Source organism: Sphingomonas sp. AP28 (assembly GCF_056680455.1).
Genome location: NZ_CM155283.1, coordinates 2,609,894 through 2,634,424 on the forward strand (window position 1 = coordinate 2,609,894; position 24,531 = coordinate 2,634,424).

At 67.0% G+C, this 24,531-nt stretch carries 24 protein-coding genes and 1 tRNA gene; 12 read left to right on the top strand and 13 right to left on the bottom strand.

The features are described from left to right. Positions 1 to 48 precede the first annotated feature (48 nt). Both AC1MH0_RS12015 and AC1MH0_RS12020 read left to right on the top strand, forming a co-directional pair. Positions 49 to 5,142, top strand: coding sequence for a hypothetical protein (locus tag AC1MH0_RS12015; RefSeq protein ID WP_480962967.1), 5,094 nt, complete (start codon positions 49 to 51; stop codon positions 5,140 to 5,142). Between the two features lie 18 nt (positions 5,143 to 5,160). Next, the gene (locus AC1MH0_RS12020) at positions 5,161 to 5,412 is read left to right on the top strand and encodes a hypothetical protein (RefSeq protein WP_480962968.1); all 252 of its coding nucleotides are present in this window, start codon (positions 5,161 to 5,163) and stop codon (positions 5,410 to 5,412) included. Positions 5,413 to 5,592: 180 nt separating this feature from the next. Here AC1MH0_RS12020 and AC1MH0_RS12025 read toward each other — a convergent pair whose 3' ends face one another. The 3 genes from AC1MH0_RS12025 to AC1MH0_RS12035 form a co-directional block, all read right to left on the bottom strand. Further along, positions 5,593 to 5,745 (bottom strand): hypothetical protein, encoded by a 153-nt coding sequence (locus AC1MH0_RS12025; protein ID WP_165886441.1) that lies wholly within the window; start codon positions 5,743 to 5,745, stop codon positions 5,593 to 5,595. 77 nt (positions 5,746 to 5,822) lie between these two features. Next, positions 5,823 to 5,909, bottom strand: a tRNA-Leu gene (locus AC1MH0_RS12030). Positions 5,910 to 6,065: 156 nt separating this feature from the next. Further along, entirely contained in the window at positions 6,066 to 6,833 is a 768-nt protein-coding gene (locus tag AC1MH0_RS12035; RefSeq protein WP_480962969.1) for an MJ0042-type zinc finger domain-containing protein, read from the bottom strand. Positions 6,834 to 6,998: 165 nt separating this feature from the next. Between AC1MH0_RS12035 and ftsE the strand changes: the two genes are divergently transcribed. From ftsE to AC1MH0_RS12055, 4 genes are read left to right on the top strand one after another with little or no spacing between them, the layout of a single operon-like run. Beyond that, positions 6,999 to 7,718, top strand: a complete 720-nt coding sequence (gene ftsE / locus AC1MH0_RS12040; RefSeq protein WP_480965735.1) for a cell division ATP-binding protein FtsE — start codon at positions 6,999 to 7,001, stop codon at positions 7,716 to 7,718. Next, entirely contained in the window at positions 7,718 to 8,608 is an 891-nt protein-coding gene (locus AC1MH0_RS12045; RefSeq protein ID WP_480962970.1) for a cell division protein FtsX, read from the top strand. Before ftsE ends, AC1MH0_RS12045 begins: the two co-directional genes overlap by 1 nt. Further along, on the top strand, positions 8,605 to 9,141 hold the full coding sequence (locus AC1MH0_RS12050; RefSeq protein ID WP_480962971.1) for a YdcF family protein: 537 nt from the start codon (positions 8,605 to 8,607) through the stop codon (positions 9,139 to 9,141). The genes AC1MH0_RS12045 and AC1MH0_RS12050 overlap by 4 nt, the downstream gene beginning before the upstream one ends. Beyond that, a complete protein-coding gene (locus AC1MH0_RS12055) occupies positions 9,138 to 9,818 on the top strand; it encodes a lysophospholipid acyltransferase family protein (RefSeq protein ID WP_480962972.1) in 681 nt (226 codons plus the stop codon). Before AC1MH0_RS12050 ends, AC1MH0_RS12055 begins: the two co-directional genes overlap by 4 nt. Before the next feature lie 162 nt (positions 9,819 to 9,980). Here AC1MH0_RS12055 and AC1MH0_RS12060 read toward each other — a convergent pair whose 3' ends face one another. Both AC1MH0_RS12060 and hisC read right to left on the bottom strand, forming a co-directional pair. Beyond that, a complete protein-coding gene (locus tag AC1MH0_RS12060) occupies positions 9,981 to 10,889 on the bottom strand; it encodes a prephenate/arogenate dehydrogenase family protein (RefSeq protein WP_480962973.1) in 909 nt (302 codons plus the stop codon). Beyond that, complete coding sequence (gene hisC / locus AC1MH0_RS12065; RefSeq protein WP_480962974.1) at positions 10,889 to 11,998, bottom strand: histidinol-phosphate transaminase; 1,110 nt, start codon at positions 11,996 to 11,998, stop codon at positions 10,889 to 10,891. The genes AC1MH0_RS12060 and hisC overlap by 1 nt, the downstream gene beginning before the upstream one ends. Before the next feature lie 318 nt (positions 11,999 to 12,316). On the opposite strand from hisC, the gene metX reads away from it, so the two are divergent. From metX to AC1MH0_RS12085, 4 genes are all read left to right on the top strand, one after another. After that, entirely contained in the window at positions 12,317 to 13,468 is a 1,152-nt protein-coding gene (gene metX / locus AC1MH0_RS12070) for a homoserine O-acetyltransferase MetX (protein ID WP_480962975.1), read from the top strand. Next, the gene (locus AC1MH0_RS12075; RefSeq protein WP_480962976.1) at positions 13,465 to 13,899 is read left to right on the top strand and encodes a GNAT family N-acetyltransferase; all 435 of its coding nucleotides are present in this window, start codon (positions 13,465 to 13,467) and stop codon (positions 13,897 to 13,899) included. Before metX ends, AC1MH0_RS12075 begins: the two co-directional genes overlap by 4 nt. After that, positions 13,896 to 14,495: a methionine biosynthesis protein MetW gene (metW, locus tag AC1MH0_RS12080; RefSeq protein ID WP_480962977.1), complete on the top strand. Its 600-nt coding sequence runs from the start codon at positions 13,896 to 13,898 to the stop codon at positions 14,493 to 14,495. The genes AC1MH0_RS12075 and metW overlap by 4 nt, the downstream gene beginning before the upstream one ends. A gap of 103 nt (positions 14,496 to 14,598) precedes the next feature. Next, positions 14,599 to 14,985 carry a response regulator gene (locus AC1MH0_RS12085; RefSeq protein ID WP_480962978.1) on the top strand — a complete coding sequence of 129 codons (387 nt, stop codon included), beginning with the start codon at positions 14,599 to 14,601 and terminating at the stop codon, positions 14,983 to 14,985. Here the strand turns inward: AC1MH0_RS12085 and AC1MH0_RS12090 are convergent. The 6 genes from AC1MH0_RS12090 to AC1MH0_RS12115 form a co-directional block, all read right to left on the bottom strand. Beyond that, positions 14,975 to 16,507 (bottom strand): sensor histidine kinase, encoded by a 1,533-nt coding sequence (locus tag AC1MH0_RS12090; protein WP_480962979.1) that lies wholly within the window; start codon positions 16,505 to 16,507, stop codon positions 14,975 to 14,977. The genes AC1MH0_RS12085 and AC1MH0_RS12090 overlap by 11 nt on opposite strands. 5 nt (positions 16,508 to 16,512) lie before the next feature. Next, on the bottom strand, positions 16,513 to 17,103 hold the full coding sequence (gene ssb / locus AC1MH0_RS12095; protein ID WP_480962980.1) for a single-stranded DNA-binding protein: 591 nt from the start codon (positions 17,101 to 17,103) through the stop codon (positions 16,513 to 16,515). 8 nt (positions 17,104 to 17,111) lie between these two features. Beyond that, entirely contained in the window at positions 17,112 to 18,986 is a 1,875-nt protein-coding gene (gene feoB / locus AC1MH0_RS12100; RefSeq protein ID WP_480962981.1) for a ferrous iron transporter B, read from the bottom strand. 9 nt (positions 18,987 to 18,995) lie between these two features. After that, positions 18,996 to 19,271: a FeoA family protein gene (locus tag AC1MH0_RS12105; protein WP_056487822.1), complete on the bottom strand. Its 276-nt coding sequence runs from the start codon at positions 19,269 to 19,271 to the stop codon at positions 18,996 to 18,998. 128 nt (positions 19,272 to 19,399) lie between these two features. Then, entirely contained in the window at positions 19,400 to 20,053 is a 654-nt protein-coding gene (locus AC1MH0_RS12110) for a COQ9 family protein (protein ID WP_480962982.1), read from the bottom strand. Continuing rightward, the gene (locus tag AC1MH0_RS12115; protein WP_480962983.1) at positions 20,050 to 21,024 is read right to left on the bottom strand and encodes a DMT family transporter; all 975 of its coding nucleotides are present in this window, start codon (positions 21,022 to 21,024) and stop codon (positions 20,050 to 20,052) included. Before AC1MH0_RS12115 ends, AC1MH0_RS12110 begins: the two co-directional genes overlap by 4 nt. An 84-nt stretch (positions 21,025 to 21,108) precedes the next feature. Here AC1MH0_RS12115 and AC1MH0_RS12120 point away from each other — a divergent pair, with 84 nt between their 5' ends. Beyond that, on the top strand, positions 21,109 to 22,197 hold the full coding sequence (locus tag AC1MH0_RS12120) for an alkene reductase (RefSeq protein ID WP_480962984.1): 1,089 nt from the start codon (positions 21,109 to 21,111) through the stop codon (positions 22,195 to 22,197). Between the two features lie 235 nt (positions 22,198 to 22,432). Beyond that, positions 22,433 to 22,927 carry a hypothetical protein gene (locus AC1MH0_RS12125; RefSeq protein WP_480962985.1) on the top strand — a complete coding sequence of 165 codons (495 nt, stop codon included), beginning with the start codon at positions 22,433 to 22,435 and terminating at the stop codon, positions 22,925 to 22,927. A 2-nt stretch (positions 22,928 to 22,929) separates the two neighbouring features. Here the strand turns inward: AC1MH0_RS12125 and AC1MH0_RS12130 are convergent, their stop codons facing one another. Further along, complete coding sequence (locus tag AC1MH0_RS12130) at positions 22,930 to 23,304, bottom strand: hypothetical protein (RefSeq protein ID WP_480962986.1); 375 nt, start codon at positions 23,302 to 23,304, stop codon at positions 22,930 to 22,932. Between the two features lie 48 nt (positions 23,305 to 23,352). Then, the gene (locus AC1MH0_RS12135) at positions 23,353 to 24,168 is read right to left on the bottom strand and encodes a DUF1206 domain-containing protein (protein ID WP_480962987.1); all 816 of its coding nucleotides are present in this window, start codon (positions 24,166 to 24,168) and stop codon (positions 23,353 to 23,355) included. Positions 24,169 to 24,531: the final 363 nt, after the last annotated feature.

The following is a 24,531-nucleotide window of genomic DNA, read 5'->3' on the forward strand; positions in this document are numbered from 1 at the left end:
AACGACCGATCCCGGCGCGTGGCGACACGCGCCGGGAGAGGACCCTTCATGTCCATCTTCCGCAGCCTTTCGCGCCTTTGCGCCCCGATCCTGACGGCGATTCTGACGATCCTGTACGGGCTCGTGCTCGGCTGCCTTCCGGCCGCCGCCCAGACCGGGGCCCAGACCGGGGCCCAGACCGGAACACAACCGGGCGCCCAGACGCGTATCCAGAATACCGCGACGCTGTCGTTCGACGACGCGGCCACCGATTCCGGTCTGCGCACGGTGCCATCCAACACGGTCACGCTCGACGTGAACCGTGCCAAGCGTCCGACGACGCTCAGTTTCCATTTGCCGCCGCCCAATTATGCGATGACCGGCGCGCAGTGCCAGACCACCCCCAGTTTCCTGTTCACGCCTGCGCCGATTGATGCCGCGACCTTCGCCGCATCGCCCTGGGTCGCGGCGATCGACATCTATGCGGACATGATCTTGGTGCTCGACAACCAGGCCGGCAACCATGACCCGGACGCCCGGGAGACCGCGATCATCGCGGTCGAGGTCGGCACCATCCGCACGACGCTGACGCTAACCGAAACCGCGGTCGACAGCGGCACCTTCGCAGGCGGCATCCCCGCCGCCGCGACCGGCAAGCATCCCGAACTCGCCGCCTGCGACATCCGCAGCATGCGCGGCGCGGCGATCAAGCTGAGCTTCGTCGAGGATGGCTACAGCCTCGCCTCGATGGCATCGCTGTTGATCGACCCGGCCGGCTATACCTTCGATTCGCGGACCGGCGCGCTGGTCGACGGCAGCACCGTGTCGCTGGTCGACGAGACCGGCCAGCCCGCCACCGTGTTCGGCGACGACGGCGTCAGCCGCTATCCTTCGACCGTCGTCACCGGCGAAGCGGTCACCGACGCCAGCGGTCGCCTGTATCCGGGCGAGACCGGCCGGTATCGGTTCCCGCTTACCGCACCCGGCCGCTATTTTCTGAAAGTCGCCCCGCCGGGCACCTATACCGCGGCGTCCACCGTCGACCGCGCGACGCTGGCTGCGCTGAAGGACCCGCAGGGCAGGCCGTTCATCCTCAACGACACCAGTTTCGGTGGGTCGCTGACGCTGTCGACGCCGGAGCCCTTCTCCGCCGACATTCCGCTCGACAGCCCCGGCGCCGGCACGCTGCTGCTGACCAAGACGGCGTCGGTGCGTGAGGCCTCGCCGGGTGATTTCGTCCAGTATCTGCTGCGGATCACCAACCGCGACAAGGTCCCGGCGCGTGGGCTCCACGTCTCCGACACGTTGCCCAAGGGACTTCGCTACGAACGCAATTCCGCGCGCGGCGGTGAAGAGCCGACCGTGTCGACCGATGGCCGCACGCTCGACTTCGTCATTCCCGTGCTCGCCGCGGGTGCCTCGACCGAGCTGAAATACGTCGTCAGCATCGCCCCCGGTGCGCCGACCGGCGAAGCGCTCAACCGCGCGCGCGTCGTCGGCCAGGGTACAGTCACCAGCAACGAGGCTGCGGCCTCCGTGCGCCTGCGCCCGCTGCTGTTCACCGACGCGATGACGATCATCGGCCGCGTGACCGAGGGGAATTGCGGCGATCCTGTCGACAAGCGCAAGGGCGTGGCCGGAATCCGCCTGCTGATGGAAGACGGCACCTTCGTCGCCACCGATCGCGACGGGCTGTATCATTTCGAGGGCGTCCGCGCCGGTCGCCACGTCGTCCAGATCGACACGTCGAGCATCCCTGCGACGCACGCGCCGGTCGCCTGCGACATCGACACGCGTCAGGCGAACAGCCCGATCTCGCGGTTCGTCGAGGGCGATGGCGGGTTGCTGAAGCGCGTCGACTTCCAGCTCAAGCCGACCGGCAAGGGCAAGGCCGTCGATGCCGGACTGCCAATCACGATCGTCGACGACGCCACCGCCGCGGGCAGCCGCGACTGGCTCGCCAGCGGCCAGACAGCCGCAACCGGCCAAGCCGGCGCGATCGACTGGCTGTTCCCGCTCGCAGACCATAATCCGCGCGCGCCGGTCGTCCGCGCCGTGATCAGGCACCTGCCGAACCAGCGCGTCGCGCTCACGATCAATGGCAAGCAGGTCGAACCGCTCGCGTTCGACGGCACCGATACGCCCGACGGCACCGACATCGCTGTCTCGCGCTGGACGGGTATCCCGTTGATCGACGGCGACAACCGTCTCCAGGCGCGCGTGCTCGCCGCCGATGGCAGCGTCGTGAAGACGCTCGACCGGGTCGTGCATTATGCTGGCCTGCCGGTCCGTGCGGTGTTCGATGCCGCCAACAGCCGGCTGGTGGCGGACGGCCTCACCCGCCCGCGGATCGCGGTGCGCGTGACGGACAAGACTGGTCGCCCGGTTCGCGCGGGGACGATCGTGCCGTTCACGGTCGACCAACCCTATACCGCCGCCGCCGAAGTCGCGCTCGAACAGAGCCGTCAGCTCGCGGGTCGCGAACGCTCGGCGAACACCGCACTCGTGGTGGGCGACGACGGGCTCGCCTTCTTCGCGCTCCAGCCGACCACGCAGGCGGGCGCGGTCCGCATCGCGGTTGCGCTGACGGAGGAGAAAATCGTCCATACCAACGAGGTTCGCGCTTGGCTCGCCGCGTCTGCTAAGGACTGGGTCGTGGTCGGCTTCGGCGCCAGCTCGCTCGGCTATGACATGCTCAGCAAGCGCCAGTCGGGCCTGCCGCGGTCGGAGCGCAACAGCGTCGTCACCGACGGCCAGCTCGCTTTCTATGCCAAGGGTCGCGTCAAGGGCTCGTGGCTGGCGACGATCGCCTATGACAGCGACCGCAAATACGATCCCGACCGCGGCCTGCTCGGTACGATCGACCCCGACCGCTATTACACCGTGTACGGCGACGGCTCGCGCCAGGGCTATGACGCGGCGACCCGCCGGAAGCTGTACCTGCGGCTCGAGCGTCGCGAGTTCTACGCACTGTTCGGCGATTTCGAGACCGGCTTCACCGATACGCAGCTGACGCGCTACAACCGCACGCTCAACGGCATCAAGACCGCGTATGAGGGCAAGCAAGTGCGTGCGACCGGATTCGCCGCGCATACCGACACGCTGTATTCGCGCGACGAAATCCAGGGCAACGGCCTGTCCGGTCCCTACCGCCTGTCGGGACGTAACATCGTCCCGAACAGCGACAAGCTGCGGCTCGAGACGCGCGATCGCTTCCGCTCGGAACTGATCGTCTCGACCACCGAACTCACGCGGCATATCGACTACGACATCGATACCTCGATGGGCACGGTACGCTTCCGCAATCCTATTCTGAGCCGCGACGGCAACCTGAATCCGATCTTCATCGTCGCCGACTACGAGGTCGAGAGCGGCCGATCCGCCAAGCTGGCCGCCGCCGCGCGGGTCGCGACCAAGCTGGCGAATGGTCGCGTCGAAGTGGGGGCCGCGGTGATCCGCGACGAGACCAACGGCAAGGCCACCGTGCTCGGTGCCGACATCAAGGCTCGCGTCACCGCGAATACCGAAGTGCGCGGCGAGATCGCCAAGGGCGGCCGTGGCGGGCTGGGGCAGGGGCTCGCCTATCTCGCCGAGATCGATCATCACGGCGCGAAGCTCGACCTGCTCGCCTATGCCCGGCAGCAGGATACCGCGTTCGGCGTGGGCCAGCAGAACCTGGTCGAGGCAGGCACGCGGAAATTCGGGCTCGACGGTCGCGTTCGCCTGACCGACAAGCTCAGCCTGACGGGGCTTGCCTGGCACCAGCAGCAGCTCGATGGCGCGGGAACGCGCACCGCGGCCAACGCCCGCCTCGAATATCGCCGTGAATCCGGTACAATCTTCGTTGGCGCGCAATATGCGTCCGATCGCGGCATCGACGGCAAGCACCGCGACAGCCGCCTGCTGACGGTCGGCGGTACGCAGCTGCTGTTCGACAGCAAGCTGAGCATCACTGCACAGACCCAGTTCGCACCGGGCGGGCAGAGCGACAGCGTCGACTTCCCGATCCGCCACCAGATCCAGCTGGCCTACCGGATCACGCCTGGCATCCGCCTGATCGGCGGCTACGAGATCGCGAACGGCGATGGTAATGTCGCGCATACCAAGCAGTTGGGCTTTGACGTCGCGCCCTGGACCGGTGCCAAGCTGATGAGCACGCTGAACCAGCAGGCCATGGGTGAGAATGGCGGGCGGACCTACGCGCAATACGGTCTCAGCCAGTCGCTGCCGATCGGCAAGAACTGGACCATCGACGGCACGCTCGACGCGAGCAACACGGTGAAGGGCAGTATCCCCAAGGGCGCGGTGGTCAATCCGTTCCAGCCGGTCACCTCGGGTGGCTATGTCGGGCAGGACCAGACCAATGGCGACTATGCCGCCGCGACGATCGGCGCGACCTATCGCCAGACCTTGTGGTCGGTGAACGGTCGACTCGAATACCGCAATGCCGACAGCGGCGATCGCTGGGGGATCACCACCAACTTCCTCCGTACGCTGGGCCAGGGCAAGACGCTGGCGTCGAGCATCAAGGGGTACACGATCAAGGACAAGACCGGCGCGGTCGCGACCTATGCTACCGCCGACATCGCGCTCGCGCTCCGTCCACTCGACAGCCGCTGGTCGGTGCTCGAACGGCTCGAACTGCGGCATGAGAGCGCGGATGCCGGGTTCTCGGACTCCAATTCGCTCGGCGTGCCGGCGTACGGTGGCGGCGATCAGGTGACGTCGCGGATGATCAACAACCTCGCGGTGAACTATCGCACCGGTCCGGAAGGGCTCGGCCATGGCACCGAGGCGACGCTGTATTACGGCGCGAAATACGTCGCCGGGCGGTTCGCCGACGACACCTATGACGGGTATATCGACGTCACCGGGTTCGAACTGCGCAAGGATGTCGGCACGCGCTTCGACATCGGCGTCAGCGGTTCGGTCCAGCATGCGTGGGAGCGCGGCGCGTGGTCGTGGAGCGGCGGACCGTCGGTCGGCGTGTCGCCCGCGCAGAACACGTGGATCAGCGCCGGCTACAATTTGTCCGGCTACCGCGACCGTGATTTCGAGGACGACCGCTACACGCGGCAGGGGCCGTACGTCACGATGCGGTTGAAGTTCGACCAGACGACTATCGGTGGCGCCACGCGCGCCCTGTTCGGTGGTCGACGTTAATTACAGGGAGAAAGACCTATGCCGACGCCGAGCCAGCCGACACCCATGCCGCTGCCGCGCGACTTTACCGACCACGGTCCGTGCATCGAGGACCTCGCACGGGCGTTTGCGGCGCAAGATGCGGCGACGAGCGAGGCGCTGATCGAGACGCTGGCGACGCAGGCGATCCGCCAATGGCGGCTCGACGACGCGACGTTCTGGCAGCGCGTGAAATTCCAGGCGCGGATGATCCGGGCGAGGCAGGGGTCCCTGAGTTCGGGGAAGCACTGAGCGACAAACACACGATCTCGCTGCCTTCCCCCCTCCCTGGAAGGGAGGGGCCGGGGGTGGGTCGGCTTCCGCAAAATCCGAATCGGAGTAACACAAGCAGGCCAACCCACCCCCAACCCCTCCCTTTCAGGGAGGGGAGCATGTCGGCCTATCGGTCGGGCACTCCAGCCCCAGCCACTGCTATTTCTCGTCGGTGGTCAGCTTCACCTTATTGGGCAGCTTCTTCCCCTTGGTCCGGCGCGAGGGCAGCTGGACCGGGTTCTTCTTCTTCCACTGCGCAAACGTCATCGGACCTTCGGGCGTGTCGATGATCGTGTCGTCGATCGAACTCATGCGATTCCTCCGCGAAGCCCAACGCACGGCGTCGAAAGGGGGGACCCTCGAGGGGGTGGTTCGCTCAATAAGAAAAATGGTGCGGCCAAGAAGACTCGAACTTCCACGGGCTTTCGCCCACAACGACCTCAACGTTGCGCGTCTACCAGTTCCGCCATGGCCGCCCATGAAACATCACCGGGCGGACCCGGCATCTGGTAGGCGAGCGCCACTAGCAAGGGTTTGAACGCTACGCAACGCCCTTTGCGAAAAAGCCGCTATCCAAATCCGATCGTCACGTTTTTCCAGCGCCAACACGCTGGCGTGGGGCGATCGTAGACTTAGCGCGTCGCCTCGCCGGCAAAGCTCAGCTCGAGCCGCTTCGAGTTCGCGGGCACGTTCAGCGTCGCGGAGTTGAAGTCGATCGCACCACCCGGCGCCAGCGTCCGCTGCTGCGGCGTGATCGTCCAACTATAGACCAGCCGTCCCTGCGCATCGCGAAGTTCGGCGCGGATGTCGGGCACGCGCTGGCGCTGGTCGGAGGGGTTGGTCACTTGGCCGCTGACCGCGAACAGTTCCGAGCCGTTGTCGAGTTCGCGTCGCTCGATCGGATTGTCGCGCAGCCGCAACGGCGTCTCGTCGCTGCCGGTCCCGAACCCAAGCTTCGCCGCGACGCCGGGCGCACCGAGATAGACGATCGCGCCCGCCGCGATCAGCATCAGCAACCCGGCGAGTACCGCGACAATCGTCCAGCGGCGCGTCGTGTTGCGACGCAGGCGAACGGGCAGGTTCTCGATCTGCGGCGTTACCGGCGGAACGAATGTGGGTGCTACGACCGCAGGCTCTGGCGCGATGGGTGCGGCGGGGGCGAAAGGTGCGAACCGTTCGGCTGGCTCCGCGATCGGCGGCCGCGCCAGAGGGGCCAGCGGTGGTGGCGCAGGTGCAAGCGGAGCAGATTCCGGGACCTCCAGCGCATCCTCGACGTCCGGTGCGGCGGCCTGGAACCAGCTATGCTTGCAATTGGCGCAACGCACGGTGCGCCCCTCGGTCCCGATCGCGCTGTCGGGGACCAGATAGCGCGTGCTGCACTCGGGACATTGGAGGATCATGGGTACGCTTCACCAGCGGCCGCCGGAGCGCGACCGTATCTCGTGCCGAATAAGCACGCGGCCCGCATATGTGGCAAGCTTGAAGCGGCGCGCGCTTTCATGGCAAAGCACCGATACGGGCATTGGCACGGACATCAAGCGGGCGAGAGCGGGCGCAACCACGTCATGGCGAATATCGTCCAATTCGAAAACGTCGGGCTTCGCTACGGCACGGGTCCCGATGCAGGGCCGGAGACGCTGGCGGACCTCAGCTTCACGCTGCGCAGCGGTGCGTTCTATTTCCTGACCGGCGCGAGTGGCGCGGGAAAGACCTCGCTGCTCAAGCTTCTCTATCTCGCACAGCGCCCGACACGCGGCGTGATCCGGCTGTTCGGCGAGGATGCGGTAGTCTTGTCGCGCGACCGGCTACCCGGGTTTCGGCGGCGGATCGGCGTGGTGTTCCAGGATTTCCGGCTCGTCCCGCATCTGTCGACCTGGGACAATATCGCGCTCCCCTTGCGCGTCGCCGGCATGCCAGAAGCGGATATCGAGCAACCGGTGCGCGAGATGCTCGCCTGGGTCGGGCTCACCGAGCGTGCCGATGCGCGACCCGCGACGCTGTCGGGTGGCGAGCAGCAGCGCGTTGCGATCGCCCGCGCCGTCATCGGGCGCCCGGAGATCCTGGTCGCGGACGAGCCGACCGGCAACGTCGATCCCGACATGGCCGAGCGGCTGCTCCATCTGTTCGAGTCGCTCAACAAGCTGGGCACGACCGTGGTCGTCGCGACGCACGATTTTCATCTGCTCGGGCGGATTCCGGGCGCGCAGATGATGCGGCTCGATCGTGGGCGCCTGCTCGATCCGACAGGCTCGCTCCGCTATCCGCCGACGCGGCCTGATTCGTGATGCGGTCGAAGGCGCGATCTTCGGCAGAACGCCGCGTGCTCGACGAAGCGGGCGGCCTGCGCGCGATGACGTGGGTGATGGCGATCATGCTGTTCCTGACGATGCTCGCTGCGGCGTTGGGTTTGGCGACGGCGGGTGCGGCGCGGTTGCTCGACCGGCAGTTGGCGGGGCGGTTGACGGTGCAGGTCGTCGATGGCGATCCGGTGCGGCGTGACGCTGTCGCGGCGCGCGTACTGGCTGCGCTGCGGAGAATGCCGGCGGTGGCGACGGCGACGCCGGTCGATCGCGCCGAACTCACGCGACTGCTGCAACCCTGGCTCGGGTCCGATGGCGCCGATCCGCAATTGCCGGTGCCGGCGATGATCGACGTCGACCTCGGCAATCAGGACGAGGCGGTCGCGGCGCGGGTCGCGACCAGTGTCCGCCGCCTGAGCCCGATCGTCCGCGTCGACCGCCACGAGAGCTGGATGTCGCCGGTCAACGACGTGATGGGCTCGCTGACGGTGCTCGCCCTGGCGCTGGTCCTGCTGATGGCGAGTGCCACGGCTGCCGTCGTCGTACTCGCCGCGCGCGCGGGGCTAGAGACGCACCGCGAGACGATCGCGGTGATGCACATGCTCGGCTCGACCGATCTCCAGGTCGCGCGGCTGTTCCAGCGGCGGATCGCGCTCGACGCGACGATCGGCGGGGTTGGAGGTGGCGTCGCGGCGCTGCTGGTAGTTGAGTTCATCGGCATCCGGTTGCACGGACTGGGCTCGGAACTGCTCGGCGGCGTGACGCTTGGCGGGGTTGACTGGGTGGCACTCGCGATGCTGCCGATCGCGTTCGTCGTCCTGGCTACGCTTGCCGCGCGCGTGACGATCGTCCGCGCGCTGAGGCATATCCTGTGATCGTGCGGTTCCTCGGCATCCTGGGGCTTGCCTGGGCGTTCGGGTTCGCGGTGTTCATGCTGCTGCTGCCGAAACCGCTCGACGGCTTCACCTCGGATGCGATCGTCGTGCCGACCGGTGGGGCGGGGCGGATCGACCGCGGCATCGCGCTGCTGCGCGATCACCAGGCGAAGCGGATGCTGGTGACGGGCGTCGCGCCGGGGGTGCGGCCGATCGATCTTGCGCTCGAGTATCGGACGTCGCCCCGGCTGTTCGCGTGCTGCATCGACCTTGGTGCAGATGCGGTCGATACGCGCTCGAACGCGGAGGAGACCGCGCAGTGGGTGCGCGTGCACAAATACCGGTCGGTGCGGCTGGTGACGTCGGACTGGCACGTCGCGCGCGCCCGGATGGAACTGGCGGCGGCGCTCGACAAGAACGTCGTGATCCTCGGCGACGGCGTGCCGGGTACGCCGCGGCTCGGGACCCTGGTCAACGAATATAACAAGTTGATCCTTCGCCGGATCGCATTGTGGATTGGATTTGGCGGATGATCTGGCTGCGCAACTGGGCGTTCATGCTCGTTTTCTACACGATCTCCGTGCCGATCGTGGTGACCGTGCCGATCTCGGCGCTGTTCGGCTCGCGCGCGGTAATCGTGCATTCGACGATCTGGACGCGCTTCCATCGCTGGTGCGCGCGAGTGATCCTCGGCGTGCATATCCGCGTGGAGGGGACACGACCGACCGAGCCGGCGTTCTACGCGTGCAAGCACCAGGCGATGTTCGAGACGCTCGAGTTGCAGCGTTTGCTCGAAGGCCCGGCAATCGTGTTGAAGCGCGAACTGGCGGACATCCCGGCCTGGGGCTGGGCGGCGCGGCGCTACGGCGCGATCGTGGTCGACCGCGAGGCGTCGGCGACGGCGATGCGGAACATGATGCGCGAGGCGACCGCGGCGAAGGCGACGGGGCGCTCGATCCTGATATTTCCGGAGGGGACGCGGGTGTCGCCGGGCGAGCATCCGCCGCTGAAGCCGGGGTTTGCCGGTCTGTACCGCGCGCTGAAAATGCCCACGGTGCCGATCGCGTGCGACAGCGGGTTGGTGTGGCCACGGAAGGGCCCGAAGCTGCCGGGGGTGATCACCTTCCGGTTCGGCGAGGTGGTGCCGCCGGGCTTGCCGCGGGAGGAGGCCGAGCGGCGGGTTCATGCGGCGATGAACGCGCTGGACTAGATTGGGCAGCCACCACTTCTAGAGCCACCACCCCGGCGAAGGCCGGGGCCCAGTTGGGTAGGCCGGAGTAACGGCGCGAAACGCACATTAGCGCCGTCGTCCAACTGGGCCCCGGCCTTCGCCGGGGTGGTGGCATTCTTAGGTACGGCGCAGGCTCAGCCGTTACCCGTGCGTACGCCCGAAATCCTGCACGTCGTCGTCCTGTCCCTGCTCGACGATACTTCGCCGGATCGCCCGAGTCCGCGTGAACAGGTCGAACAGCGCATCGCCGTCGCCCCAGCGAATCGCGCGCTGCAAATGGCTCAGATCTTCCGAGAACCGCTGCAACATCTCCAGCACCGCCTCGCGGTTGTTGAGGAAGATGTCGCGCCACATCGTCGGGTCCGACGCCGCGATCCGCGTGAAATCGCGAAATCCACCCGCCGAATATTTGATGACCTCCGACTGCGTCACTTCCTCCAGATCGCCCGCCGTGCCGACGATCGTATAGGCGATCAGATGCGGCAGATGGCTGGTGACGGCGAGGACTCGGTCGTGATGCTCGGGCGCCATCGTCTCGACCTGCGCACCGAGCCGACGCCAGAATTCCGACACGCGCTCGACCGCGACCAGGTCGGCGCCTTCGGGGGGCGTGACGATGCACCAGCGATGGCGGAAGAGCGTCGCGAAGCCAGCCTCCGGGCCGCTCCGCTCGGTGCCTGCGACCGGGTGCGCGGGGATGACGGTCGCGTTTGGTAGCGCTTCGGTAAGCGCACGGACGATCTCGGCCTTGCAGCTGCCGACGTCGCTGACGATCGCATCCGCCGGCAGTTCGGCCGCGAACTCGGCGGCAACCTCGCCCATGATCCCGACCGGAACGCACAGGATCACGAGGTCGGCGTCGATCACCGCTGCCCCCGCCGAGTCTGCGACGTCGTCACAGAACTGCAGCCGGTCGGCGGTCTCGCGCACGGTCGCATCGGCATCGTAGCCGGTGACGCGCACCGTCGGCATCGTCGCCTGGATCGCGCGCGCCACCGACGAGCCGATCAATCCCAGCCCGATGATCGTGACGCGCGCGAACGGGAGCATCAGGCGGCTTCGACCAGGTTGCGCAGCGCCGCGGTGACGCCGCGCGTTTCCTCCTCGGTGCCGATCGTGATGCGCAGTGCGTTGGGCAAGCCCTGGCCGGGCAGCCAGCGGACGATGTAGCCCGCGTCCATCAGCCCGTGATACGCGGCGTCGGCGGTCAGATTGCCCTCGAACAGCACCAGCACGAAGTTCGCCTTCGACGGCACCGCACGAAGCCCGGCGTTGCCCATCTGCCCGATCTGCTCGACGAACCAGCCGCGCCACGTGTCGTTGTGCGCGCGCGTTGCGTCGACGAAAGCGGTGTCGCCGATCGCGGCGACCGCCGCCGCTTGGCCCGCCGTCGTCACGTTGAACGGCGCGCGGATGCGGTGCATCGCGTCGATGATCGGCGCGCAGGCATAGCCCCAGCCGATCCGCTCGGCAGCCAAACCGTGAATCTTCGAGAAGGTCCGCGTGACGAGCACGTTCGCCTCGGTCATCGCCAGCGCGAGGCCGGCATCGTCCTCCTCGGGCGACAGATATTCGGCATAGGCCTGGTCGAGTACGAGCAGCACCGACTTCGGGAGCCCTGCATGCAGTCGCGCGATTTCGGCGCGGGGCGTGAACGTGCCGGTCGGGTTGTTCGGGTTCGCGACGAACACCACGCGGGTGCGCTCGGTGACGGCGGCGAGGATCGCGTCGACGTCGGTCGCATAGTCGCGGTCGTCGACGATGACGGGCTCGGCGCCGACGCGGCGCGTCGCGATCTCGTAGACCGCGAAGCCGTAGCGGACGTGGATGATCTCGTCGCCGGGCCCGGCATAGGCACCCGCGACCAGATGCAGGATCTCGTCGGAGCCGGTGCCGTAGATCACGCGCGCCGGATCGAGGTCGTAATGCGCCGCCAGCGCCTCGCGCAGTTCCGCCGCGCCCGCATCGGGATAGCGTTCCAGTGTCCGGTCGGCGGCATCGAACGCGGCCTTCGCGGCAGGGCTGGTGCCGAGCGGGTTTTCGTTCGACGACAGTTTGATCACCGTGCGGCCATCGTCGGTCGTCGAGCGACCGGGCGTGTACGGCGCGATCCCCAGGATCCAGGGCTTCGGCGCAGGGGCGGGCGTGATGTTTGTCATGGCCGCGGGACATAGCGGGCGGTGTGGCGCGGTGGCAAATCTTTGTGCGTGGGGGTGGGGCGTAGAAAGTCGGCATCGATCCGCCCCTGTGATCTGCCCCTGTCTCCTCCCCGTCATCCTGACGAAAGTCAGGACCCAGAGCCACGGATGTCACCGCTTGTTACCCTGGTCCTGACTTTCGTCAGGATGACGGTGTGGTTCGGACGGTCGGCGCCTGACGGGCGTAGGGTAGGGTAGGGTAGGGTAGGGTAGGATCGTACCCAAGTCCGGACCACCACCGCGCTGGCATGACGGCGTCCCCCTATGGTAGCGCGCGGCATGCTCGACACGCCTGCCATCGACCCCGGGACCGGCCACGACACCGACCAGCGCTTCGGCCTCGGGCGGCGCGTTACGTTGCCGGGGCCGCTGCGGCTCGATGGCGGCGTGCTGCTGTCGCCGGTTGATATCGCCTACGAGACCTACGGGACGCTCAACGCCGACGCTTCGAACGCCATCCTGATCTGCCACGCGCTGACCGGGGACCAGCATGTCGCCTCGCACCACCCCCGCACCGGCAAGCCCGGCTGGTGGACGCGGATGGTCGGCGAGGGGAAGCCGATCGACCCTGCGCGGCACTTCGTCGTCTGCGCGAATGTGCTCGGCAGCTGCATGGGAACGTCCGGCCCCGCGACGATCAACCCGGCGACCGGGCGGCCGTGGGCGATGAGTTTCCCGGTCATCACGATCCGCGACATGGTGCGCGCGCAGGCGATGCTGCTCGATCATCTCGGCGTCGGCGTGCTCCACGCGGTGGTCGGCGGATCCATGGGCGGGATGCAGGCGCTGAGCTGGCCCGCGACCTTTCCCGAGCGCGTGAAGGCGTGCGTCGTGATCGCCTCGACCGCGCGTCATACGGCGCAGAACATCGCGTTCCACGAGGTCGGGCGGCAGGCGGTGATGGCCGATCCGAACTGGCGCGGCGGCGAGTATCACGACGATGCCGCGCCGACCGCGGGTCTCGCGGTCGCGCGGATGGCAGCGCACATCACGTACTTGTCCGAAGCCGGGCTGACCGAGAAGTTCGGCCGTCGCTTGCAGGCGCGCGACGCGAAATCGTTCGGCTTCGACGCGGACTTCCAGGTCGAGAGCTATCTGCGCCACCAGGGGCTCGCCTTCACCGACCGGTTCGACGCGAACTCGTACCTCTACATCACGCGGGCGATGGATTATTTCGATCTCGCCGAGGAGCATGGCGGTTTGCTCGCCAACGCGTTCCGCGCCACCAAATCGCGGTTCTGCCTCGTCAGCTTCGACACCGACTGGCTGTATCCGACCGCCGAGTCGCGCGCGATCGTCCAGGCACTCAACGCAGCCGGTGCCCCGGTCAGCTTCGTCGAGCTGTCGAGCCCGTACGGCCACGACGCGTTCCTGCTGGAGGCGCCGGATCTGAACCGGGTGGTCGACGGCTTCCTGAGGGCTGGCCGATGACGATCATCCTGTCCGACGACGCGACCAAGCTGCAGGTCGACCGCATCCATGGCTGGCTCGCGAGCAGCTATTGGTCGCCGGGGATCGAGCGCGACCTGGTCGCGCGCGCGATCGCCGGGTCGCATTGTCTCGGCGCGTACGAGAACGACCAGCAGGTCGGCTTCGCGCGGATGATTACCGATCACGCCACCTTCGCGTGGCTGGCGGACGTTTGGGTCGACGAATCCGTGCGCGGGCAGGGGCTTGGGCGGCGGCTGGTGAGCTGGTTCCTGGAGCATCCGTCGTTTGCCGGGTTGCGCAGGTTCGGCCTCGTCACCGCCGACGCGCACGGCGTGTACGCGGACCTTGGTTTTCATCCGCTCGTCCGCGCCGATCGCTACATGGAGAGGCTCGCGCCGGGCCTCGCCGAGCAATTGCGGAGCGCGCCATGACGTCCCCCGAGACATTGCGGACCGATCTTGCCGTCATTGCCGAGAACGTCGAGCAGGGTAGTCGGGTGCTCGACATTGGCTGCGGCGACGGCGCGCTCATGGCCGCACTCCGCGATACCCGCGACGTCGATGCGCGTGGGTTGGAGATCGATGCGCACAACGTGGCGTCGGCGGTCGCCCGTGGACTGTCGGTGATCCAGGGCGATGCGGATATCGACCTTGCCGGCTATCCCGACGCCAGCTTCGATTACGCGATCCTGAGCCAGACGTTGCAGACCGCCCGCGCGCCCGATCTGGTGTTGGATCACCTGCTGCGGATCGGCCGGCGTGCGTTCGTCAGCTTCCCGAATTTTGCGCACTGGCGCGTGCGGCTGTCGCTATTGTGGGGCGGGCGGATGCCGGTGACGCGGCAATTGCCCGAGAGCTGGTACGACACGCCGAACATCCACCACGTCACGATCGACGATTTCCGCGCCTTCGTGAAAGCGCGCGGAATCACCGTGGAGGATGCGTGGTTCCTGTCGGGCGAAAAACGCACCGGAGTGGGCGGTGCCAACCTGCTCGCCGAGCACGCTGTGTTCCTGCTGCGACGGTAATCGATTGCAAGAATTTGCGGGAATCAGGCCATATCGGGACAAGCGGTTGATCTAAATCACCGATTTGGCGGAACCGATCAGCGGGCGACTGGTTACCTCGCCGATGACCAAGACCGCCCTCATTGTCGAAGACGAAATCTTCGTCGCGCTCGACCTCGAGAGAATCCTCATGGATGCCGGCTATGGCGTCGCGGGGATCGCGGCGGATCGCGACAGCGCGATCGCGGCGGCACCGGGGTGCAACTTCGCGTTCGTCGACATCAATCTACGCGACGGACCGACCGGGCCTGAGATCGCCAAGCGTATGGCGCAGGATTATGGCGTCAAGGTCGTGTTCGTGACCGCCAACCCCGCGCAGATCGGCGATGCGGAGTGCCTTGGGTACATTCGCAAGCCGTTCAGCGACGCGGCGATCCTGGCCGCGGCCGCGCTGGCCTGCAACAACGATCCGATCGCCCATCACGACGTCATTCGCGTAGTCAGCGGCTGAACGCAGCCTTCGGGATCGTCAGGTCGACGATCAGGCCATCGTCGTTCCAAATCCGGTTCACGCTACCGCCGAGCTGACGCACGGCGCTCATTTCTATCAACTGCGTACCAAAACCTGCCGGCGTCGTCGGCTTGGCGACAGACGGGCCACCCTGTTCGCACCAGTTCAAGCTCACCGTGTCGTCGTTCGCCGTGACGGCGATCCGAACCGTGCCGAGTTCGGTCGCAAGCGCGCCGTACTTCGTCGCGTTGGTGGCCAGTTCGTGGAACAGCAAGGCGAGCGGCGTGGCCGAGCGATCGTCGATCGTCACGTCGTCGCCGGTGACGCTGAGGCGTGCACCGTCGATCCGCTGATACGGTTCGAACAATTCCTGCAACAGGCCGTGCAGACTGTTCTGCGCGGCGGCCGGACGCGAGTTCGCGCTGTGCGGGCGGACGAAGTCGTGCGCGCGGCCAAGAGCGTTGATCCGGTGGCGCAGGTCGGTCGCGATACCCGCGAACTCGGGTTTTCCCCGCGCGGAGAACGCGATCAGCCCGGCGATCACCGCGAAGATGTTCTTGATCCGGTGGCTCAGCTCCTGGCTGATGATCTCGCGCTCTTCATAGGCGAGCTTCTGTTCGTGGATGTCGGTGCACGTCCCGAACCAGCGCTGGATCGCGCCGCTTTCGTTGCGAACCGGCAGCGCACGGCCGAGCACCCACCGATACGTGCCGTCGAAATGCCGCAGCCGGTATTCGATGTTGTAGGGCTCGCCGGTGTCGAGCGACTGGCGCCAGACGGCCCAGGCGCGATCCTGGTCGTCGGGGTGGAACATGTCGTTCCAGCCTTCGCCATCGGTCGTCCCGACGGGCGTGCCGGTGAACTCGTACCACCGCGCGTTGAAGTAATCGTGGAAGCCGTCGGGCAGCGTCGACCACACCATCTGCGGCATGGTGTCGGCCAGCGTACGGAACTTGAGGTCGCTCGCTTCGAGCGTACGGCGCGCCTCGATCTCCGCAAACGCCTGCTCGCGGGCGGTGCGGCGGTCGTCGAGCCGGCCCATCGCCGCCTTTGCGAGCAGGGTCAGACCGTCGCGCTGGAACCGGGTCAGGCCTTCGCGGGGCTCGTTCGCGAGCACGCAGAGCGCGCCCAGCGGCACGCCCTCGCTGGAGACGAGCGGTGCGCCCGCGTAGAACCGGACATACGGCTCGCCGGTCACCAGCGGGTTGTCGACGAAGCGCGGATCGGCCTGCGCGTCGGGGACTTCCATCACCTCGTGATGGTGCATCGCGTGCGCGCAGAACGACATGCTGCGCGGAGTCTGCTCCAGGTCGAACCCGGTCCGCGCCAGAAAACGCTGATATTCCTCCTCGACCAGGCTCAGCAATGCGACCGGGGCGCCGCAGAGCTCGGCTGCGAACGCCACGATATCGTCGAGCTGGCCCTTCGCGCGCGCACCGGCGACGTCGTAGGCCGAGATCACGCGGGAGCGCTCGGCCTCGTCGAACGTGGCGGTCTTGGGAACGGAATACAGCGTCGTCACGGCAATCAGAACGGCACGTCGTCGTCGAGATCGTCCGAAAAGCCGCCGGTCTGGCCGAAGCTGCCGCCGCGTGCGCCGCCGCCGGAAGGCGCGCTGCCGCCACGACCACCACCGCCGCCGCCATAACCGCCGCCGCCGCCCGACGAACCACCACCGAAGTCGTTGCCGCCACCACCGCCGGCCCAGTCGTCGCCACCGCCGCGGCTACCACCGCCGCCGCCTGCACCACCGCCTGCGCCGCCGTTAGGACCGTCGAGCATCGTCAGGACGCTGTTGAAGCCTTGCAGCACGATCTCGGTCGAATATTTGTCCTGGCCCTGCGCGTCCTGCCACTTCCGGGTCTGGAGTGCGCCCTCGATATAGACCTTCGAGCCCTTGCGGAGAAACTTCTCGGCGACGTTCGCCAGACCTTCGTTGAAGATCGCGACCGAATGCCATTCGGTCTTTTCCTTGCGCTCGCCCGACATCTTGTCCTTCCAGGACTCGGATGTCGCGATGCGCAGATTGACGACCTTGCCGCCGTTCTGGAACGCCTTGCTCTCCGGGTCGCGACCCAGATTGCCGACGATGATGACCTTGTTGACGCTGCCTGCCATGATGCCCCTCAGAGGCCGGCGAACACCGCCAGCCAGTATGTAATGCCAGCCATGATGTAGGCGGCGGCGAACAAATAGCCAACCATGAACGCGGGCCATTTCCACCCATTGGTCTCGCGACGCGTGACGGCGATGGTCGAAATGCACTGCGGTGCGAACACGAACCACATCAGGAAGGCGAGCGCAGTCGGCAGGCTCCAGCGGCCGCGCAGGTTCTCGACCATCGCCTTGCCGCCCTGGTTGCTGTCGGGATCGTCGATCGCATAGACCGTGCCGATCGCGGCGACCGCGACTTCACGCGCAGCCATCGCCGGGATCAGTGCGAGGACGATGTCGCGGTTGAAGCCGATCGGCGCGAAGATCGGCGCGATGCCGTTGGCGATCCGCCCCGCGACCGAATAATCGACCGCGGAGATCTTCGGTGCACCCGCGGGCTGTTCGGGCGGCTTGGGGAAGCTCAGCAGCACCCACAGGATGATCGTCGAGGTGAGAATGATCCCGCCGGCGCGCTTCAGAAAGATTTGCGCGCGGCTCCACAGGCCGATGCCGACGTCGCGCCACTGCGGCCACTGGTATTTCGGCATCTCCATCATGAAGCCCGACGACACGCCCTTGGTTACCGTCCGGCGCAGCACCAGCGCGGCGACGAACGCGCCGACGATGCCCATGACGTACAGCCCGAGCATCACCAAGCCCTGCAACCCGACGAACGGCAGCACCTGCGTATTCGGGATGAACGCACCGATGATCAGCGTGTAGACCGGCAGGCGCGCGGAGCACGTCATCAGCGGCGCGATCAGGATCGTCGTCAGGCGGTCTTTCTCGTCGTCGATCGTCCGCGTCGCCATGATCCCCGGAATCGCGCAGGCGAAGCTCGACAGCAGCGGGATGAACGCGCGCCCCGACAGCCCGACGCTCGCCATCACGCGGTCCATCAGGAACGCCGCGCGGACCATGTAGCCGCTGGCTTCGAGGACGAGGATGAAGAGGAACAGGATCAGGATCTGCGGCAGGAACACGATCACCGCGCCGACGCCGGCGATCACGCCGTCGACCAGCAGCGAGCGGAGCAGCGAGTCGGGCAGTTCGGCTGTCAGGAAGCCCTGCAACGCGGTGAAGCCCGCATCGATCGCGTCCATGAACGGCTGTGCCCAGCTGAACACCGCCTGGAACATCAGGAACATGATCACGAGCAGCAGGATCGGGCCAGCGACCGGGTGTAGCGCGACCGCGTCCAGCATGTGCGTCCAGCGGCGGACCTGCGTCTCGGAGACGGTGGCCGCCGTGGCGATCTGGCGCGCGCGGCGCTGGAGCGTGACGATGTCGTCTTGGACGCTTCCGTCGGATTTGCGGAGGCGCATCGGGCCGTTGACGACGATGCCGGACAGCGCGGCCTTCAACTCGTCGAGGCCACGCTTGCGCACCGCGACGGTCGGGATCACCGGCACGCCGAGTTCGCGTTCGAGAACCTTGGGGTCGAGCTTCAGACCATCACGCTCGGCGAGATCGACCATGTTGAGCGCGACGACGACCGGCAGGCCGAGTGCGATCAGCTGGAGCGTGAAGCGGAGATGGTTGTCGAGATTGGCGGCATCGACGACGACGACCAGCGCGTCGGGCAGGCGCTCGCCGTCCTGCGTACCAGTGACGACGTCGCGGGTGACTCGCTCGTCGGGAGAGGAGGGCTCGAGGCTGTACGCGCCGGGCAGGTCGACGAGCTCGATCGGCCGGCCGTCGTCGAGCATCAGCCGCCCGACTTTCCGCTCGACCGTGACGCCGGGGTAATTGCCGACCTTCTGGCGCGCACCCGTCAGCGCATTGAACAGCGCGCTTTTGCCGGCATTGGGATTGCCGACCAGCGCAACCAGCGGTGCTGCATTCATTTTATGGGATTATTCAGCCGCGGCAGGCATTGGCGACACGTGGATCGCGCCGGCGACTGCGCGGCGAAGCGCAACCGTCATCCGGCCGATCCGGCAGGCGATCGGGCCCTGGCCCAGCGTCGCGCGGTGCAAAACCTCGACATCGACACCCTCGTCGAAACCCAATTCGCGCAACCGGCGCGCCTCGGGATCTGCAAGTCGCGCCCATTCGATCGCGGCAACGATGCCATGCTGCTTGCGAGGCAGCGTTTCGAGGCTGACGGAACGATCGGGGCGAGTGTCCATGATGCGAGTGATTATCAGTAACGCCCGGGGAAGGGAAGCCCTAACCGTCGTGGGTTACGACCGTCTCAACGCCTCGCGATCCTGACGAAAGCTTGGCGCCAGAGGTACTTAGCGGATCGTTGGTGGCTTCAGGCAGTCGGATAGCGCAGGCGGCCAACGAATCGCGACAGGCTGAAACCGTGTTCGGTGCGCTTGAGGAAGCCCGCCTTGGCCTTCTCGAACTGCATGATCCCGTTGATCCGGCGACCGAGGAATGCGCGCGTTTCGGCCAGACCTTCGCTTTCGTCGTCGAGGAACACCGTGATCGTGGATGCATACACGCCGAGCAGGATCGTCCGCTTGGTGTAGTAATTATAGTCGGTCGCGACGTCGCCGGCCGCGCGCCAGATCGTGTCGACCGTCCGCCAGCCAAGCCGCGTCGCCTTCGCCAGGTTCTGCGGGAGCGCGAGGATCGCCAGCGCGCGCCGCAGCGACTCGCGATCGATCGACGTCGCGTCCAACCGTGCCTCGACCAGCGCGGTGATCTTTTCCCGGACCTTCATTAGCCCCAGCCGCTCGGGGGGTACCGCAGCGAGCATCACACCGTCGATATGCGCGAACCACGCGTCGATCATGTCGACCGGGCCGTCCTTGAACGCGAGCGCGGCGATGTCGGTGTCGATCCCCTCGGCCTGCGCGGCCATGTCGCGCGCGGCGTCGCTCCAGCCGTCGAACGCCGCGTTGGCGGCGATGCCGGGCGCCAGCAGGGCGCGGATTTCGTCGAGCGTAAGGTCCTGGGTCATACCGTCTCCTGCCGTTCAAAATCAGGCGTATCAAGCGTGTCTTCAAGGGGGACTTCCGGGGAAGGTCCGCGGCGGACGAGCACCAGCGCGACCGCCACCATCACGACGCCGACCAGATCCGCCGCACCGAGCCGCTCGCCATACACCAGCCAGCCCACTACGCCGGCGACCACCGGCTGGATCAGCAACGCGATCCCGATCACCAGCGGCGAGAAGCGGCCGAGCGCATAGATCATCAAGCCTTGCCCCAGCACCTGGCTGCACAGAGCGAGCCCGATCAGCGGCCCCCAATGCGTCGGCATCACCCGCTCGCCCATCGCCAGCGCGAACACGAGCAGCGGTACGATCCCTGCCAGCGTCGACAAGGTCAGCGCGGACAGCGGCGCCAGCGTCGCCCGCGCGCGTGCCATCAGGATGAAATAGACCGTGTAGAGCAGCCCCGCGAGGATGCAGAGCAGGTCGCCGACGAGGTTCTTCGCATCAAGCTGATACGAACGCCCCAGCAACAGCGTCGCCCCGGCCGCCGCCAATGCCAGTGCCCATCCCTGCGTCCGCGTCGGCCATGTCTTCGCGATCAGGAAGCCGTAGATCGGGAACATCAGCGTCGCCGCGTTGCCGAACAGCGTCGCGTTGGCGAGCGTCGTGCGGCGGATGCCGAGGTGCCATGCCCCAAGATCGGCCGCGAAGCACACGCCGCCGACGATCAGCCCGATCCACACGCCCCGGCTCAACCGAGTCGGCCGTGCGCCCTGCTGAACCGCGAGCGCGATCAGGAACGGCACCGCCAGCGTCAGCCGCCAGAACCCCGCAGCCACCGGCCCGACCTCGGTCGCACGGACGAACCACGGCCCGAACGCCAGCGCGACATTCGCCACCACCAGCGCCGCGAAGGCGATAAGTCCCGGCGCGGCAACACTTTGCGCAGTTGGTGCAGAACTGGGCGGCGTCAAACCGTGCGGCGTATCGGGCACGCTAGATAATCTTTGCGGGTCGGGGCGATGCATGCCGCCCTGTAGCCTCCTATCTTCCGCCCGTCAGGCCAATAAGGAGCCCCCATGCCTAGCCTATTCGATCCGATTACCCTTGGTGCCGTTGAAGCGCCGAACCGCATCATCATGGCGCCGCTCACCCGCGGGCGTGCCGACAGGGATGCGGTGCCGACCGACATCATGGTCGAGTATTATACGCAGCGTGCGAGCGCCGGCCTGATCATCTCCGAGGCTACCGGCATCAGCCGTGAAGGCCTCGGCTGGCCGTTCGCGCCGGGTCTGTGGACCGACGCGCAGGTCGCCGCCTGGAAGCCCGTCACCGACTCGGTCCACGCCGCTGGCGGCCGGATCGTCGCGCAGCTGTGGCACATGGGTCGCCAGGGCCATTCGTCGGTCTACGAGACGCAGCCCGTGTCGTCGTCGGCCACCGCGACCGAAGGCCAGGCGCACACGTTCGAGGGCAAGAAGGACTTCGAGGTCGCACGTCCGCTCGAGACCAACGAAATCCCGCGCCTGCTGGCGGACTACGAGCTGGCAACCAAGAACGCACTCGCAGCCGGCTTTGACGGCGTGCAGATTCATGCGGCGAACGGCTATCTGATCGACCAGTTCCTGCGCGACAACGCCAATTTCCGTACCGATGAATATGGTGGTTCGATCGAGAACCGCGTCCGCCTGCTCCGTGAAGTCGCCGAGCGCGTCATCTCGGTCGCCGGTGCCGACCGCGTCAGCGTCCGCCTGTCGCCCAACGGCGATTCGCAGGGTGTCGACGACAGCAACCCCGAGGCACTGTTCACCGCCGCCGCCAAGGCGCTGTCCGACCTCGGCATCGCGTTCCTCGAACTGCGCGAGCCCGGCCCCGATGGTACGTTCGGCAAGACCGACGTGCCGAAGCTCAGCCCGGCGATCCGCAAGGTGTTCAACGGCGTGCTGATCGTGAACTCGGACTACACGACCGTCGAGGAGGCGCAGGCCGAGCTTGATTCGGGCAATGCCGACGCGATCACCTTCGGTCGTACGTTCATCGCCAACCCGGACTTGCCCGAGCGCCTGCGGACCGGCGCGCCGCTCGCGAAGGACGACGCGAAGACGTGGTACAGCCAGGGCCCCGAGGGCTACATCGACTACCCTGCGCTCGAGACTGCCAACGCGTAACGGCTGAAAGACGCTCGATCCTCCCCCGCAAGGGGGAGGTGGCAGGCGCCAGCCTGACGGAGGGGAAGGCACGCGCCCACATCGGTTCCGTGTCCTCCCCCCTCCCTCACCTGCGGCGACACCTCCCCCTGGCGGGGGAGGATGGCGAAGGGCTGCCTCTGGTCACCCGCGCCGCCATCGCTTAGCAGCCCGCTTCCGCGCTCTGGGTAGCGTACCGGTGACGACAGGATATCTAATGACCGACGGCTGGCCGAGCGGCGGCAGGGGAACGGGGCCGCTCATGCCCGGCACCGCCGACCGGGCCGCAAAGCGCGCGGAGGAGCGTGCCAACGGCCGCGAGCAGCGCGCAAAGGAGCGGCTTGCCGCGTCCGAACAGCGATCCGAGTCGCGTGCTGCACAACGCGATCTCCAGTCCCAGGAACGCGAACGCGCCCGCGAAAGCCGGCGTATCGAAGAGGATCAGCGGATCAAGGCGCGGCTCGATGCGCCGCCGACCAACGACGTCGAGGCGTTGAAGATCTCCAAACGCCGCCGTTCGGGCGCGCTTGCGCGCAGCGGCGAAGAATCGAAGACTGACCGCGACACGCGTAGCTACAAGACCATCGTCGACACCGCGCGTATTCGCACGCTCGCCGATCGCGGCGCGTCGGTGGCAGGGCTCGCCGGCGCGTTCGGCATCACGATCGAGGAGGTCGAGGCGGCTTTGCTGGAAACGGCCAACGAAGACTGAAGTCAGGCGGCCACGTGATCACCGGCCAGCCATGCCTTCGCCTCGTCGATGTCGAGGAACGTCCGGCAATTCTCCGCCTTCAGATAGCGTTCGGTCTGGAGCTTGGCCAAATGCGACGCGACTACGGCAGCGATCGGCGCCGACGTCACCTTCAACGCCTTGGGCATCATCGCTTCGAGCGCATCGACGACCTTCAACGGCTGGATCGCCGCCTTGCGCAGGTCGGCGAGCACGACGAAGCGGCCGTGATACAGTCGCGCTGCCGATCCCCGAGCGAGCAGCTCCGCCGAGAACGCCGCCGTCGTCGCGACCGACCAGAACCCCTCGGTGACGATGTTGAGTGTCTTGGTCGGGACGTCGAAGCTGATCGTGTACATGCCGCCGTCCGCTAGCATCGGCACCTTAACGATATGCTGTCGTTCACCTTAATCGGTCCCCGGCAGGTCGACATGGAGGCGCCGAAAGCGTGCCTCGACCATACTGTAGGCGCCGAACAGCGCGAGACCGATCCCGGTCAGCGCGAGCAACCACTTGCCCCCGGGTTGCGATTGCAGTCGCTCCAGCGCCTCCGCCACGCCGCCCGCGTCGCTCGCATGCGCGGTCCACGCAGCGAGTCCGAACAGCCCCGCGACGATCAGGAACACCAGCGCGCGCGCGCCGTAGCCAATTCGACCCATCGTGCAGACATAGCCGGGCGCAGGGGCGTCGCCACGCAGGTCGTGAATGAAGTCGCCGCGCCAAGCCTTCTGTGCCTGCTGGAAGGCGGCGACCAGCACGCCGACTGCAACCGCGCCGACGAGAACACGTCCCGCCGGTTGGTCGAGCAGCAACGCGGTCCAGTCGCGCGCGCTCTCGTCGCCGGGCGAGACGGCGGCGTCGCGCGATCCCGTCTTCATAGCGAGCTTGGCGGCGGTCCAGGCGAGGATCAGGTGCGCGATGCCGCTGACGACGTGGCCGATCCGCTTGAGGCTGCCCTTGATGTCGCTGCCGATCTGCTCGGGGTTCGCTGCGGCCTCGGTCAGTCGCCAGACCGCATAGCCGAGCAGGCCGGCGGCGACGACCGCGAGCAGTACCGGGCCGAACGCCTCGTCCGCCATCGACCCGATCGCGCCCTGGTTGTCGGCGATCTTGCCACCACGCAACGCCGCGTCGACCGCGAACCAGCCGACGAGAATATACACCACCCCGCGCGCGGCGAAGCCGAGTTTGGCGAGCAACGTCGCATTTGCATCCGAAATCATGACCGCCCCTTTGTTACGGAGGCATAACGGCGCGGCGCGCGTGACGTTCCTGTGGTGGGTGATCGCGATTACCGCGCGCATGCCGGATTCGATCGAAGGCTGGGTCGCTCAAGAGGGCGGAGCAACATTCCGGCGTGGCGGGTTTGCACCAGTCCCGGAATTGCTCCGTCACCCCGGACTGGTTCCGGGGTCCACCGTCCCGCAAACCAAAGTCTCTCGAGTTTGCGGCACCGTGGATGCCGGAACCAGTCCGGCATGACGGGAGATACGTCATACGTATCGAACCACATCAAATTCCGATTGGTCCTGGAGCACTTCCACCCAAGGCACGTCCGGCCGTAATCCTCCCCCGCCAGGGGGAGG